General features: G+C 67.4%; 12 protein-coding genes and 1 pseudogene. 7 read left to right on the top strand and 6 right to left on the bottom strand.

All coding sequences use genetic code 11. The features are described from left to right. Nucleotides 1-12 precede the first annotated feature (12 nt). Complete coding sequence (locus tag ACFOYX_RS13375) at nt 13-858, top strand: NAD(P)-dependent oxidoreductase (RefSeq protein WP_322440878.1); 846 nt, start codon at nt 13-15, stop codon at nt 856-858. 32 nt (nt 859-890) lie between these two features. On the opposite strand, the gene ACFOYX_RS13370 is transcribed toward ACFOYX_RS13375, so the two are convergent. The 6 genes and pseudogenes from ACFOYX_RS13370 to ACFOYX_RS13345 form a co-directional block, all read right to left on the bottom strand. Further along, nucleotides 891-1,298 (bottom strand): hypothetical protein, encoded by a 408-nt coding sequence (locus tag ACFOYX_RS13370; RefSeq protein WP_322440879.1) that lies wholly within the window; start codon nt 1,296-1,298, stop codon nt 891-893. Nucleotides 1,299-1,603: 305 nt separating this feature from the next. Next, nucleotides 1,604-1,688: pseudogene (locus ACFOYX_RS13365) on the bottom strand (IS607 family transposase); the annotation flags it as partial. Nucleotides 1,689-1,711: 23 nt separating this feature from the next. Further along, on the bottom strand, nt 1,712-1,996 hold the full coding sequence (locus tag ACFOYX_RS13360) for a transposase (RefSeq protein ID WP_369292977.1): 285 nt from the start codon (nt 1,994-1,996) through the stop codon (nt 1,712-1,714). Continuing rightward, a complete protein-coding gene (locus ACFOYX_RS13355; RefSeq protein ID WP_322475103.1) occupies nt 1,996-2,262 on the bottom strand; it encodes a transposase in 267 nt (88 codons plus the stop codon). The genes ACFOYX_RS13360 and ACFOYX_RS13355 overlap by 1 nt, the downstream gene beginning before the upstream one ends. A 72-nt stretch (nt 2,263-2,334) precedes the next feature. Next, nucleotides 2,335-4,068 (bottom strand): iron ABC transporter permease, encoded by a 1,734-nt coding sequence (locus tag ACFOYX_RS13350; protein ID WP_322440880.1) that lies wholly within the window; start codon nt 4,066-4,068, stop codon nt 2,335-2,337. An 82-nt stretch (nt 4,069-4,150) separates the two neighbouring features. After that, on the bottom strand, nt 4,151-5,314 hold the full coding sequence (locus ACFOYX_RS13345) for an extracellular solute-binding protein (protein ID WP_322440881.1): 1,164 nt from the start codon (nt 5,312-5,314) through the stop codon (nt 4,151-4,153). 180 nt (nt 5,315-5,494) lie between these two features. Here ACFOYX_RS13345 and ACFOYX_RS13340 point away from each other — a divergent pair, with 180 nt between their 5' ends. The 6 genes from ACFOYX_RS13340 (at nt 5,495) to ACFOYX_RS13315 (ending at nt 13,121) form a co-directional block, all read left to right on the top strand. Then, nucleotides 5,495-6,022: a hypothetical protein gene (locus ACFOYX_RS13340; RefSeq protein ID WP_322440882.1), complete on the top strand. Its 528-nt coding sequence runs from the start codon at nt 5,495-5,497 to the stop codon at nt 6,020-6,022. Beyond that, nucleotides 6,015-7,547 carry an ethanolamine ammonia-lyase reactivating factor EutA gene (locus tag ACFOYX_RS13335; RefSeq protein ID WP_322440883.1) on the top strand — a complete coding sequence of 511 codons (1,533 nt, stop codon included), beginning with the start codon at nt 6,015-6,017 and terminating at the stop codon, nt 7,545-7,547. The genes ACFOYX_RS13340 and ACFOYX_RS13335 overlap by 8 nt, the downstream gene beginning before the upstream one ends. 50 nt (nt 7,548-7,597) lie before the next feature. After that, nucleotides 7,598-8,710 carry a hypothetical protein gene (locus ACFOYX_RS13330; RefSeq protein WP_322440884.1) on the top strand — a complete coding sequence of 371 codons (1,113 nt, stop codon included), beginning with the start codon at nt 7,598-7,600 and terminating at the stop codon, nt 8,708-8,710. Nucleotides 8,711-9,611: 901 nt separating this feature from the next. Then, on the top strand, nt 9,612-10,562 hold the full coding sequence (locus ACFOYX_RS13325; RefSeq protein ID WP_322440885.1) for an extracellular solute-binding protein: 951 nt from the start codon (nt 9,612-9,614) through the stop codon (nt 10,560-10,562). A gap of 224 nt (nt 10,563-10,786) precedes the next feature. Beyond that, on the top strand, nt 10,787-12,313 hold the full coding sequence (locus ACFOYX_RS13320; protein ID WP_377534001.1) for an ABC transporter permease: 1,527 nt from the start codon (nt 10,787-10,789) through the stop codon (nt 12,311-12,313). A gap of 13 nt (nt 12,314-12,326) precedes the next feature. Then, nucleotides 12,327-13,121 (top strand): hypothetical protein, encoded by a 795-nt coding sequence (locus ACFOYX_RS13315; protein WP_322440887.1) that lies wholly within the window; start codon nt 12,327-12,329, stop codon nt 13,119-13,121. The last annotated feature ends 16 nt before the right edge of the window (nt 13,122-13,137 follow it).

Below are 13,137 nucleotides of genomic sequence, written 5' to 3'. Positions count from 1 at the left end.
TAAGGAGTTCTGATGGTGATGACCACTGCCGACCCCGTCGGCATCGTGGGGGCGGGCGCGATGGGCCTGCCGATCGTCCGCTACCTCACCGACGCAGGCTTCCGCGTGCTGTGCTGGGACCTGGACCCGGGCCGCCTTAACGGCGCCGTCACCAACGGCGGCGAGGCGGCCTCCGGTCCTGCGGACCTGGGCGTGTGCCGGGCGCTGCTCGTGTTCGTCCCGACCGACGAGGACGTGCGCTCGGTCGCGCTGGAGTTCGCCGAGGTTGCCTCGCCGGGCGCGTACTTCGTGATCCACAGCTCGGTGCGCACCCAGACCTGCCGGGCCCTGACCGAGGAACTCGCCCCGGCCAGGATCAAGGTCGTCGACGCCGCACTGACCGGTGGCGTGCGCGGTGCCCGGGCAGGCGAGATCAACCTGCTCGTCGGCGGTGCCGCGGAGGACGTCGCGGCCCTCGAGCCGGTCTTCAAGCCCTGGACCAGCCACGTCAACCACCTCGGCCCGTCCGGGAACGGCCAGATCGGCAAGACGGTCAACAACATGATCCACTGGGGTCAGATCGTCTGCATCGTCGAGGCGCTCTCGCTGGGTCTCGAGCTGGGCCTCAAGCCGGAGCAGATGCGCCCGGCGCTCTACAACGGACCGACCGACAGCCGCACCCTCCGCGAGCTCGAGGAGATGCGGTTCACCTGGTACGAGAAGGACACCGACAACGCCGTCGAGATGGCCTCCGACATCGACCGGAAGCTGTACTTCAGCGAGATCGTCCGGACCTTCATGCGCAGCATCAACGTCGCGAACGTCGCCGCCCTGCTCGACGGCGAGAGTGTCGTCGAACTGCCGGAGATCACCATCTGACCGCAGCGCACGGCCCCACGCGAAAGAGGGCCCTACTGACACATCCGTGGGTGGGTTGGCGTGATCAAGTGATAGTCGATGGTGGAGATCTTCTCGGTCGGGCGGTCGGTGACCGGGCCGTGGTTCTCGTCTGTCGGCATGGGGTCGCCGGCGGCGAACGAGCACAGCGAGGCTTGCCCATAGCTGGCGGGCGAGGTTCGCGGTACGCCCTCGGGGTGGCCGTTCTTCCCACGCCTCCAGTGCTGGCGTATCTGCCGCGCCAGAAACGGATCCCCAGACCACCGGTCCGCCCTCAACGCGGCGAATATCCGCTTCCGCTGCACCGGATCGTCAGTGCGCCGGGTGATCGCCCGGCGCACCTCGGCCTTCGCCGCCTCCATGCTCGCCGCGATGTCGGCCATCGCGTCGCGGACGGTTTCCTTCCACGCGTTCGCCAGCACCAAACCGCGTGTGGGTGCCGTCCGCCAGCCACCGATCCCGCACCTGTCGATCCCGTAGTCCGGCTCCGACACGGTTGACCGAGCCGTAATGCTGCCACACCTCGCTGCGCACCCGGCCCAACCGGCGGGCCTGCTCCACCAGAGCCGCGTACTTGCCGGGGTTCAGTCGGGCGGAGTAGGCGATGCGGGTGACCTTCACCGGTCATCTCCCACGGTCAGGACCGCCCCTTCGACTTCCTTCTCGTAGCGGCGCAGACCGTACAGCCGACAGGAGAAGGTGTGCACGACCGCCAACAGGTCCTTGGACGACGGGCCACGATCCGACCCTCCACCTCCCACCGACGCACCGTGCTCACCGAGCGGCCCACCCCGCTCGGCAAACTCGCCCATCCGATACACGCCACCCACGACGGTCAATCGTCGGCAGCCCTACAAGGGAAAGCAACCACTAGTCGCAGCTCCACGAGGGTGTTGGACAGTTGGTGGTCGATGCTGATTTCGATGGCGGCGCGGTGACGCATGATGCGGCGGGAAAGGCCGACGAAGGCGGGGATGCGGCTGCGGCGCGCCCAGCCGATCCACTGGTCGAGTGCGGTGACCGCCAGCCGTGGGAACCCCTGCCGGGACAGCTGAACTGCCCCGCGCGGTCGTTCCTTCAGCGCCCATGCCCGATGCAGACGGGGATGGGTGCGTTCGATCAGTCCAGCTGGGTCTGCTGGGCCTCGGTCAGGTCGTCAGGGTCCTTCCGCAGTGCCCAACGGGCGTTCTTGAGCGCCTTGGACACCTCGCTGGATCGCCCGTTCCCGCCGCGGGCGGTGTTCCACACGTCGCGGCGGACCTGGTCGAGTGCCTCGGTGGCCCAGGCCGCCACATGGTAGCGGTCGGCGCCGCGGACCGCGTTCGGGCAGCGCTCGTCGATCACATCAGTGATCCACTGGGCGCCATCGGTGGACACGTGGGTGATCTGGCACAGCGTTCGGGACCCAGCAAGAGCCCCGCCCGACGAGCTCTCGGGCGGGGCTCTTTCGTGGCGGCGTCAGAGCTTGAAGCCGAACCGCTTCGCGAGCCAGAACGCCAGGCCGCCGATGACGATGCTGGCGCCGGAGAGCATCGATCCGTAGGCGCTGAGCGCCCCGGCTGTGCCGTCCTTCCACATGTCAAGCAGTTGCGTCGCGACGACCGGCGTCGCCGCCGTGTAGAGCATCGAGGCGATCGACACGTCGCGGAAGGCGTGGAAGAAGACGTAGAGCCACGATCCGATGATGGCGGGCATCAGCAGCGGGAACAGGATGCGCCGGAAGACGTTGAGCGTGCCCGCGCCTGCGACGCGGCTCGAGTCATCGATGTCCGGGCTGATCTGCAACAGCGCCGGCTGTAGGTACCGCATGGAGTACGGCGCGTAGTGGGCGACGAACGCGAACACCAGGATCCAGAGTGTTCCGTAGATGCCGATCGGGACCCGCAGGAAGGTGATCAGGAAGGCCAGCCCCAGCACGGTTCCGGGGATCACCATCGGTACGGACAGGATGTGGTCCAGGCTCTGTCGGCCTCGTACCTTCGTGCGGACGATGATGTACGCGGCGACGAGGCACAGCAGAGTGGCCCACGTCGCCGAGACGACGCCGACGTACAGGCTGTTCGTCACCCCGTCCCAGATGCCGCGATAGTCCGCGACCTGCTCGTAGTTCTTCATGGTGAACTCGCCGAGGCCGTCGCCCTGACCGAGCTGTGGCCAGAATGAGGTCATCACCATCGCGAGGACCGGGGCGACGTAGCCCAGCAGGATGAGGAAGGTGACTCCGCCGGCGACCCATCGCCAGTGCCCCAGATCGGCCTCGCGTGCGCGGAACGCCTTGCCGGTCACCGTGGCGAAGCGCGAGCCGAGCTTGGTCGCCCGGTGGTACAGGTAGAGACCCAGGGACAGCACCACGACGAGCATCGTTCCGAACGCGGCCGCGGTCGCGTAGTCCGGCCGGAAGCTCTTGCGCAGGCTGCTGTAGATCTCGGTGGTGAACGTGCGGATGCCGGCCGAACTGCCGAGGAACAGCGGGATCTCGAAGGCCTGGACGGCCCGCACGACGACCAGGATCAGGACTGCGAAAATGCTCGGCGCCAGCAACGGGCCGGAGATGCGACGCAGCACAGTGGATCGGCGAGCGCCGGAGGTCAGTGCGCCCTCCTCGAGACTGGCATCCATAGCGCGGAACGGGCCGACCAGCAGCAGGAAGACCATCGGCGCCCAGGACCAAGCCTGGATGATGATGATGCCCGGCATGCTCTGGACGACCGGTGCCCAGCCGATGAGGTCTTCGACCGGCCCGCGGGCGATTCCGGCCCCCTTGCCGAACAGCAGGATCCAGCCGGTGGCCTCGATCATGCCAGGGATCGCGAATGAGAAGAACACGCAGGCGTAGACGAGGCCCTTGCCCGCCATGTTCGTGCGAGCCACGAACCACGCCATGGCACTACCCAGCGCGAGGGCCAGCACGCTGGCGCCCACCGTGAAGACGGCGGTGTCCCACGCGACGTCCTTGAAACTGTCCGATGCGACGAGATCCCGGTACGCGCCCAAGCTGATCGCGCCGCTCTCCGTCACCGAACCGCCGGGCGTGAAGCTCGTCCAGATCATCAGGACCAGCGGTGGGAGCACAAGCATCGCCGCGACGACGACGATGACGAAGAACGACGCGTTGGAGCCGAACCGGGGGAGCGTGAAGCCCGTCCGCGTTGCTCGTGCACGTGGCGATGTGGTCGGTGCGGTCGCAGTCATGATTGAGGTCTCACTCTCGTCACTTCCACCACGGCCGCGCCCGGACGGTTTGTCCCGGCGCGGCCTGCGGTCGAGTTGCCCGTCAGCTGAAGGTCTTCTCGAACAGTTCCTGCCAGGTGGTGAACGCCTTCTCGTAGTCCTTCGCCGTCTTGTAGGTCTCGTCGGGAACCCACGACCTGAAGCCGAGGTCCTCGTCGGGCCGCGGGTATTGCTTCTTCTCGTAGATCTTGCCGCCGTCCTCGCTGAGCAGCATGTCGGTGAGCAGCATTGCCGCGCACGGGTGCGGCGCCTTCGCGAAGACGCCGGCATAGCCGACGTTGGCGGTCACGGGCTCGATGGCCACCCACTTGATCGGGGAGTTGTCCTTGATCAGCTGCTGGGCGTGGTTACGGAAGATGCCCGGCGACGAGGCCACCTCGCCCTTCGCGATCAGGCCGGCGAGTGCGGATCCGGACACCGACTCGATGCGGATGTTCTGCTCGCCGAGCTTCTTGAGGTATGCCTTTCCGGCGTCTTCGCCGAGGGTCGTCAGCACGTTGCCGATGAAGCGCACGCCCGTGGTGCTGTCGGTCAACGCCAGCTTGCCCTTGAGCGCCGGCTTGAGGAGGTCGTCCAGCGTCTTCGGGACGTCCGCCTCGGGCACCTTGTTCGTGTTGTAGGCGAAGGAGACGTACGACGCGCGGTCGCCGATGCCCAGGATCTTGCCCTCGTCGTTCTTGAGGGTGAAGCGTTCGGAGTACTTTGCCGTCACCGGGCTCGTGAACGTCGCCAGGGCACCGATGTCCGCGAGCTCCCGGTAGGCATCGGAGGAGAGTTCGAGGATGTCGCCCTGCAGGCGGTCGGCCTGGCTCTCCTGGACGACACGCGATGTGATGTCGCTCTCGTCGCCGCGGAAGGTCTTGACCTTCACGTCCGGATACTTTTCGTTGAAGGCCTTGATCATGTCGTCGATGACGCCGCCGGCGAGCGAGGTGTACCAGGTGACCGAGCCCTCCTTCTTGGCGCAGTCGGCGAGGTAGGTGTCGCGGTCGCTGCCGGTGTAGGTGAAGGCGGTGGCGGCGGCATTGGTCCCCCCGCCTGCCTCGCCGTTGCTGCCTCCACAGGCGGTGAGCAACGACGTGAGGGCCACGGAGATCACGGAGATGACAGTGGCGGTCCGGAGATGGATATGCATTTCAACCACTTTCGTTGTAGTTGGGACGGTTCCGCCGGCGTGCTCGTCCGAGGTAGCGACCTCGCACGTCATTGAGTTGAAGGTCTAATGGTCATGCCACGTGGTTTGTATCACGCCCTGACGATGCTGTGAACCCCCAGCTGCGAGTGCGACGGGCTTCCGGAACGGGGCTCATGCACGGGGCGTTGTGATGGCCCGACAGCATGACTATGGTCAGTCCATAAGACCTAACCGATGGCGAGAGGAAGGCCGATGCTGGAGGTCGCGAGCCTGCGCAAGACGTTTGACGGTGAGCGTCAGCACAGGGGCCGCAAGGGCAGCGCCGAGACCGGCGGCCGTGTCTTCGCCGTCAACGACGTGAGCTTCGTCGTGGAGGAGGGTGACCTCGTCACGCTGCTCGGCCCGATCGCCGCCACGTCGGATTGGCCGAGCAGGACGATCGAGGCGCTGTACCCGATGGCCGCGAGCAGCCGGACGCGTTCCTCGCCGCCTTGCTCGCCGGGGTCCGACGCCAAGGCGACGACGATCCGCCACGCGGCTATCCAGTTGGACACCCCGGACGAGCTGCGCGGCGTGGTGACGGCCATCTACCAGATGTCCTCCCGTGGCGGCTTGGCACTGGGGGACACCCTCGTCGGTGGTGTGGCCGGTGTGATCGGCCCGGTCGCCGCGTTGACCGCCGAAGGGCTCGCCGCGGCTGCCATCGCCGCCGGTGTGCTGTCCCGGCCCAACGCAGTGCGCTCCTACCCCGCCGCGACGCAGGAGGCGGCCCATGTCTGAGCACCACCACCAGGGCCACCACCACGATCACGGCCACCACCACCACGACGATCACGGCCACAGCCATGCGTGGGAGACCGAGCCGGTACCTGAGGACGCCGAGGAGATGGACGGCATCGAGCGCCTGACCTTGCACTCGGCCGGCCTCGACGTCGGCTCGGCAACGTCGCATCTGACGATCTCCCGGCTGGTGCTCAAGCGGCTCGGGGTCGAACTGTCCAACCAGTTCGTCGTCGCCGAGCGCACGGAACTCTACCGCTCGCAGGTCACGCTCACTCCTTACCGGGACGACTCGCTGATCGATGCGGCAGCCCTGCAGGGCTTCTTCGACGCCGCGTACCGAGAGGCCGGCTTCACGCCGGTCGAGATCGACACGGGCGTGATGATCGTGACGGGCGAGGCCGCGAACCGGCCGAACGCCGAAGAGCTCGCGACGACGTTTGCCGCCCGGTCCGGAGCCTTCATCTGCGTAGCGGCTGGCCCGCACTACGAGGCGCTGCTCGCGGCCCACGGATCCGGCGCCGTGGCACTGTCCGCTACCGGCCAGCGTGTCCTCAACGTCGACATCGGCGGGGGTACGACCAAGCTGTCGGTCGTGTCGGCGGGCGAGGTTCTGCACACCGGCGCCTTCAGCGTCGGGGCCAGGCTGGTCGCCTTCGACGGCAGTTGCCGACTCACCCGTGTCGAGCCGCCCGGCCGGTGGATGCTGGACCTCCTCGGCTCGTCCGCGGACGTGGGTGACGTCATCGACGAACCCGTCCTCGACGCGCTGACCGGTCTGATGGCAGACCTGGTGCTCCAGGTCATCGACCGACAGCCCCGCGACGAACTGCTTCACCGCCTCTGGGTGACCGGCGAGCTGCCGGCCGAGACGTTTGACGACATCGGCACCATCGTCTTTTCCGGCGGCGTGTCCGAGCACATCTACGGACGCGAGACCGGCGACTTCGGCGACCTCGGCCTCCGGCTCGGTACAGAGCTGCGCAAGCGGCTGGCCGCCAGCGGCCTGGGCGCGCAGGTGATCGAGCCGGCGCAGGGCATCCGGGCCACCGTCCTCGGCGCCGGGCAGCACAGCGTCCAGGCCAGCGGGGTCACCAGCTTCCTCGACGACGGCGTCCTGCCCGTGGCCGGCCTCAAGGTGGTGGCAGCGACGGCGGGGGAGTCCGCCGGGCTGGCCGAGGCGCTCGCGGCCACCGCACGGCGATTCGAGATCGACGGGCATGCCCCGGAGGTGGCGTACGCCCTCGCCGTCACGGCCGATCCGGACTACCGGCTGCTGCGCGGCATTGCCGAGGAACTCGTCAAGGTGGCCGACCCGGCGCGCCCGCTCTACGTCGTCCTCGACGCCGACGTCGCCCACGCGCTGGGCCGCATCCTGCGGGTGGAAGTCGGTTGGGCGGGTCCGCTCGTGGCGGTCGACGGCGTCGCGGTCGGCGAGCTGGACTACCTCGACATCGGCCACCCGCTCGGCGCCGTCGGCGCCGTCCCGGTGACGGTGAAATCCCTGACGTTCCTGACGCGATAGCGATCAACCCGAACCCAAGTCCTGGCGAGCAAGCAGAAGGAGAGCAAGCGATGAGTGTCGAAGCTGCGGTCGAGCCGCGGGCGAGGTTCGTCTACGACGAGTGGATGGAGAGCCTCGGCGTCCCGATCCACACCGGCTATGCGGTGTCCGACCTGCGCACCGTCGAACTCGGCTGGTGGGAGGAGCGGCAGTGCAACACCGCCTTCGTCCAGCTGATGGGCCAGGAGGGCGTGAGCGAGGCCCGCGTCACCGAGATCCCTCCGGGCGCGACGCTGCCGGCGTACAAGGTCGGCATTGACGAGGTCGTGTACGTCCTGATGGGCAACGGCAGCACCCACGTCTCCGACGGCAGCGGCCACTCGCAGTCCTTCGAGTGGTCGGCGCGCGCGATGTTCCTCGTTCCCGCCAACACCACCCGCCAGTTCCGCAACCTCAGCGGCGACACGACCGTCCGCCTGGTGCACTACACGTACCTGCCGCTGGCGCTGTCGGTCGTCACCGACCCCGACTACTTCCTCAACAACCCCTACCGGCTGCCGGCGCCGATCACCGCCGACGGCGACGCCTACTCCGACGCCCGCACCGTGCCGGGCGGCGAGGGGTACCGGTGGATCAACGGGCAGCGCGGCAAGGGTGTCGCCTACTGGTACGGGCGTCTGTTCCCCGACATGCTCGCCTGGGACCGGCTCGACACCAACGAGGAGCGGGGCGCAGGTAGCCGCACCGTCCGGATCCAGTTCGCCGGCACCGACATGAGTGCGCACATGTCCGTCTTTGCCTCCCGCACCTACAAGAAGGGCCACCGCCACGGTCCCGGTCGCGCCATCCTCATCCCCGGCGGCGAGGGCTACTCGGTGATGTGGCCCGAGGGCGGCGAGAAGGTGATCGTCCGCTGGCAGGAGGGCTCGATGTTCGTGCCCCCGAACCGGTGGTTCCACCAGCACTTCAACCTCGGCGCGAACCCCGCCCGCTACCTGGCGATCCACCCCCCGATCCAGCTGAACGGCTACACCGAGAAGGTCGTCAACGCGAACGACCAGATCGAGTACGTCGCCGAGGACCCCGAGGTGCGTGCGATGTTCGAGTGCGAACTGGCCGAGCGCGGCCTGACCACGCTGATGCCGGACGAGGCGTACACGAACCCGGACTATGTCTGGAAGTGATCAGCAAGGGCAACGGGGGGCCGTCTGAAGGCGGCACCCCGTTCTGCTGATCAGCAGGTCGCTGGCGGTCAGAGACCGCCAGCAACGGTGGTAGTTCGGCGAGCAGGCGCCCGAAGCTGGTCCGCTTCTCGCCGACCATGAAGTGGCGCTGCGTGTGCCACACCCGGGCCGGGACGGTGTGCAGGACCGGCACCTCGAGGTCCTGCTCGAGCACGTCGACGATGTCGAGCATGCGCCAGCCGCCGCCCATCATGTACGGGTGCGCCTCTACGCCGCTGAGACGACTTCGGTTCCCGCATCCTTGAGGACTGCGTCGAACAGTTCGGTGAATTCCCGTCCCGGTCCCGGATCAGGAACCGCGCCCGGCAGCCGCCGTCCTCGAGGTCCATGACCAGATTCTTCGCGGCTTGCGCCATCCAGGATGCGGTCGGGTGGGCGGTGGCAGCCAGGATCCGGATCCGCCGATTGGCGTGCTCGATCACCGCCGAACCCGTACATCCGCGCCACGAACGGGGTGACCGTTTCCAGGAAGTCGCAGGCCGGCAGGGCGTGGACCTGGGAGCGCTGGAAGTCGGCGCAGGTGCGGGGAGCCCGCTCCCCTTGTGGCCGCGTCGGCGTCGGCTGGGCCTCTGAACTGGACGGCGCTCTTCCTATCGGCCGCCATGTGTGATAGCAATCAACTCCGTAATGGATAGTCCATATTTCCATCAGTCCAACGCCGTCCTGGTTTGAGCAGTGGACGACGGCCCCGGAGGAGACGTGAGCCATGAGTCGGTTGACGAGGAGTGCGGCGAGGAAGCCTCGCGCCGTCGCATGTGTGTGTGCGTGGATGGTTGGCTTGGCGCTCCTCGCTGCCTGTGAGGGCTCGGGGGACCAGGGGTCCGCGACGGGGTCCGCCGACGTGCTGGCCGTCGCGACGTACACCGGGGCGGACCGTCAGGCGAAGTTGCTCGAGGGCGCGAAGAAGGAGGGGGAGCTCGAGCTCTACACCAACCCGACCGGTGACATCACCGACGCCATTGTCGCTGCCTTCGAGAAGAAGTACCCGGACATCAAGATCAAGGTGACTCAGGGTGACTCCTCCGACCTTGCCCGGAGGATCTCCGAGGAGTCTTCGGGCGGTCGGCACACCGTCGACATCATCGAGACCACAACCGGCGCGCTCGGCGCGCTCGGTGATGCGGGGCTGCTCTCCAAGTTCACCTCGCCCGAGGAAGGCGCGTACGCCGCCGACGCGGTACGCGACCACTATGTGGGCGTCCGCGAGTCCTACCTCGGGCTCGGCTACAACACGAAGCTGGTCGCCGCTACGGACGTTCCGCGGACGGTCGAGGACCTCCTGAACCCCAGGTGGAAGGGGAAGATCGTCCTGCCCACCAGCGCGACTGGCGTGCGATGGATCGCCGCGCTGGAGCTCACGAAGGGCAAGGAGTTCGTCCAGCAGATGTCCAAGCAGGACATCCGGGGTCAGAACGTGTCGGGACGGGCGCTGGCCGACCTCATCGTGTCCGGCGAGGTCGCGCTTTCGCCGACCATCTACAACTCGCACGTCAGTGTGAGCCAGGCCAAGGGCGCGCCCATCGCCTGGCAGCCGGTCGAACCGGTGATCGCCGTACCGACAGCCCTCGCCCTCGCGGTCAACGCGCCGCATCCGAACGCCGCCATGCTCTATGTCGACTTCGCGCTCTCGAAGGAGGGCCAAGAGATCTACCGTTCGAAGGGCTACGACTCCGCTCGCACCGACATGGCCGGTGACAAGTCCTTCCAGAAGATCTACATCGACACCAGGGACGACTACTCGAGCGCGTTCCCGCAGTGGGAAAAAGACATGCGCGATCTGCTCCTGAAATGACGGACGAAGAGAGAGCCGAGCTGATGTCGATCGTGCGTCCAGTCGTCCGCACGCGGTCCCTGGTGCGGCCACCGTTGCCCCAAGCGGAGACGTGGGTGGCCACCGTGGTCGGATCGCTGCTGGTGATCCTGGTGGTCCCGCCGCTGGTCTTCCTGGTCAGCACCAGCATGCACAGCTGGGACGGCCTGCGACCGGGGCCTGTTTCGCTGGAGAACTTCCAAGGCATCCTGTCGGATGGCGTCGCCTCGCTCGAACTGCTCAAGAACTCGCTGATCTACGCCGGGGGCAGCACCGCGATCGCCATCGTCGCGGGTTCGGGGCTCGCTTGGCTCGTGGAACGGACCAACACCCCGGGCAAGGGCGCGATCTACGTCGCGGCCTTCGTCTCGCTGGCCGTGCCGGGCGTGATCAGCGTCATCGGCTGGATCCTGCTCTTCGGGCCTGACGCCGGGCTCATCAACACCCTGGCGCATCGGATCGGGCTCGAGGGTGGTTTTTTCGACATCTTCTCGATGGGCGGCATGGTGCTCGTCGAGAGCCTCTCGTGGACGCCGGTTGTCTTCCTGCTGATGGTCACGCCCTTCAAGTTCATGGACCCGAGCTTGGAGGAGGCGGGTCTGGTCTCCGGCGCGTCCCGGTGGACGGTCTTCCGCCGGATCACGATCCGGATGGCGCTCCCCAGCGCGCTCGCCGCCCTGATGCTGAGCCTGATCCGTACCTTGGAGTCATTCGAGGCCCCGGCACTGATCGGAATCCCCGGTGGGGTCAAGGTGCTGACCACCGAGATCTACCTGCAGATCAAGAGCGGTCTGGTGCCCGAGTACGGCTCGGCGTCGGCGTACGCCGTGATCCTGATCGTCCTGGTCGCGGTGCTGCTGTGGGGCTACAGCCGGCAGACTGCTTCGGGCGAGCGGTTCGCGACCGTCACCGGCAAGGGCTTCCGGCCGGCTGTGGTGGACCTCGGCCGGCTGCGCATCGTCGGCGGGATCATTTCGTGGGCGACGCTCCTGCTGGTGCTGGCCCCGCTGCTGGTCCTGGTCTGGGCCTCGCTGCTGCCCTACTACCGAACCGTGTCCTGGGAGGCCCTCCAGAGCCTCACCCTGGACAACTACGCCAGTGCGCTCGGGCGGTCCGGAATCGTCCGGTCGGTCGGCAACACCCTCGTGGTCAGCGTGGTGAGCGGGGTGGCAGTGATGGCCATTTCACTCGGTGCGGCCTGGGTGATGGCGCGTACCTCGATTCGCGGTCGGCGTGGCCTCGACCTGCTGGCCTCGCTTCCACTGGTGGTCCCGGGCGTCGTGGCTGGCATTGCCGTTCTCCGGACCTACATAGCGTCGCCGATCCCCGTCTACGGCACCATCTGGATTCTGGCGATCGCGTTCACCATGCGATACCTGCCGTACGGCATGCGCTATGCCCATGCGGGCATCGTTCAGATGCATCCCGATCTGGAAGACAGCGCCCGCACCAGCGGGGCGGCATTCTGGGCCCGCATCCGTCGCGTGGTGCTCCCACTGACCCTGCCGGCGATGGCCGGAGGCTTCATCTTCACGTTCCTCAACAGCAGCAGCCAGCTCGCCATTCCTCTGCTGCTGTCGGGGCCCGACAGCCAGGTCATCTCCGTGGCGATCTTCGACCTGTACCAGAACGGGGCAGTGACCGAGCTCGCGGCGTTCAGCGTCGTGGTCACCGCAGCGATCGTCGCGCTGTCGAGCGCCGCCTACCGCATCACACGGAGTCAAGGACTCTGAGAGGACATATCGGATGGTCGACATAACCCCCGCCGCCGGGGAAGCCCCGCATCGCGTCGAACTGCCGACGTGCCGCATCGGCTACGTCAACCCGCTCGACATCATCGACACCTGCCCGTACGAGTTCTATCGCCTGGCGCCCGACAACGCGATCGCCTCGATGATCAGCATCGGGCTGTCCGGCTTCTCCGGGGACGCGGCTCGCCAAGCCGTCGACTCCAACCTGACGCGCTGTCTTGCGCAGCTCGCCAAGCGTCGGGTGGACTTCGTGGTCCTGGGTGGCCTGCCGATGCTCTACAACCTCGGCCCGGACTACTCCGCGGAGTTCCGGGAGCGCTGCCGGACCGAGTTTGGCCTGCGCGGCGGCACCAGCATCGATGCCGTCAACGCTGCCTTCCGAGCCCTTGGCGCACAGCGGGTCGTGATGACGAACAAGTGGGACGACCAGCTCAACGCGCGCGTCGCGGATTCGCTCGCGTCGGCGGGGGTCAATCTGGTCGGCACGGTTGCCCAAGCCCACACCGCCGACCAGGTGAAGAGCAGCTTCGAGCAGGGGGTCGACGTGGCGCTCCGCTTGGTCGAACGGGCGTTGCGCCAGCACCCGGATGCCGACTGCGTGTTCATCGCCGGTGGTGCGTGGCTGGTGGCGCCGCTGGTCGCCGACATTGAACGCGAGTTCGGGGTGGCAGTTGTCGCGGGCCAGCAGGCGAAGATCTGGTACTCGCTAAACATGGTGGGCAATCACGTCGACCGGCCGGCGTACGGCCGGCTCATGACGACGCCGGCCCAGCCTTCCCACCTGGCATGACCCTCTCTCCCACTCA

Origin of the sequence: Micromonospora sp. GCM10011541, from assembly GCF_042650725.1 — a bacterium.
Lineage (GTDB): Bacteria > Actinomycetota > Actinomycetes > Mycobacteriales > Micromonosporaceae > Micromonospora > Micromonospora sicca.
The sequence above is the reverse complement of the archived record's forward strand: the minus strand, read 5'-3'. Positions and strand labels throughout refer to the sequence as shown.

Coding starts and splice junctions, on each gene's coding strand:
- ACFOYX_RS13340 (WP_322440882.1), top strand. CDS start 5,495: ATGCTGGAGGTCGCGAGCCTGCGCAAGACGTTTGACGGTGAGCGTCAG.
- ACFOYX_RS13330 (WP_322440884.1), top strand. CDS start 7,598: ATGAGTGTCGAAGCTGCGGTCGAGCCGCGGGCGAGGTTCGTCTACGAC.
- ACFOYX_RS13375 (WP_322440878.1), top strand. CDS start 13: ATGGTGATGACCACTGCCGACCCCGTCGGCATCGTGGGGGCGGGCGCG.
- ACFOYX_RS13315 (WP_322440887.1), top strand. CDS start 12,327: ATGGTCGACATAACCCCCGCCGCCGGGGAAGCCCCGCATCGCGTCGAA.
- ACFOYX_RS13345 (WP_322440881.1), bottom strand. CDS start 5,314: ATGACGTGCGAGGTCGCTACCTCGGACGAGCACGCCGGCGGAACCGTC.
- ACFOYX_RS13335 (WP_322440883.1), top strand. CDS start 6,015: ATGTCTGAGCACCACCACCAGGGCCACCACCACGATCACGGCCACCAC.
- ACFOYX_RS13350 (WP_322440880.1), bottom strand. CDS start 4,068: ATGACTGCGACCGCACCGACCACATCGCCACGTGCACGAGCAACGCGG.